Annotated in this window: 1 protein-coding gene; it reads right to left on the bottom strand. The window is 68.4% G+C overall.

From position 1 onward, the window contains the following. Positions 1 to 584, bottom strand: a 584-nt coding sequence (locus IE195_RS25995) for an AMP-binding protein (RefSeq protein ID WP_308428462.1), incomplete at its 3' end; no start/stop codon positions are given. Between the last annotated feature and the right edge of the window lie 59 nt (positions 585 to 643).

Here is a 643-nt window from a genome sequence, read left to right as displayed (position 1 = left end):
CCCACAGGCACCGGACGCAAAGCACCATCCACCACATACACACGCGCGTTCCACACACCCGAACCAACCGGCACCACCACAGGCCACCCACCCACATCAGCCGGGAGAGTCATCCCGGTGACGACATGGGTCTCGGCCGGACCGTAGTGGTTGTGCAGGCGCCGTCCCGGGACACGCGCGCAGAACTCCCGCACCGCCGGCCCCGCCGACAAAGCCTCACCCGCCTGAGCCACGTGCCGCAGTTCGGGCAGGAGGAGCCCCTGGTCCACGGCGGCCTCCGCTACCGCCTCGATGACGAGGTTCGGCGCGTACAGCTCATTGATCCAGTGGGCGTCCAGCCACCGCGCGAACGCCCGCGGGTCGCGTCGTACCTCTTCGTCGGGCACCACCAGGGTCTTGCCGTGCAGTAGGGCGGACAGGATCTCCTGGGCGGCCACGTCGAAGCTGATGGTGGTGAACTGCGCGACCTTCGTCCCCGGCCCGCCGCCGATCTCCTCCTGGTGCCAGGCGAGCAGGTTGACCAGGTTGCCGGAGGGCATGACGACGGCTTTGGGGCGGCCGGTCGAACCCGACGTATAGATCACATACGCCGGATGCTCGGCACACAACACCCCCGACCGCTCCCCATCACCCACGTCACCGT

It is taken from the genome of Nocardiopsis terrae (assembly GCF_014651695.1).
GTDB classification, from domain to species: domain Bacteria; phylum Actinomycetota; class Actinomycetes; order Streptosporangiales; family Streptosporangiaceae; genus Nocardiopsis; species Nocardiopsis terrae.
This window is presented reverse-complemented; position numbering and strand designations above follow the sequence as displayed.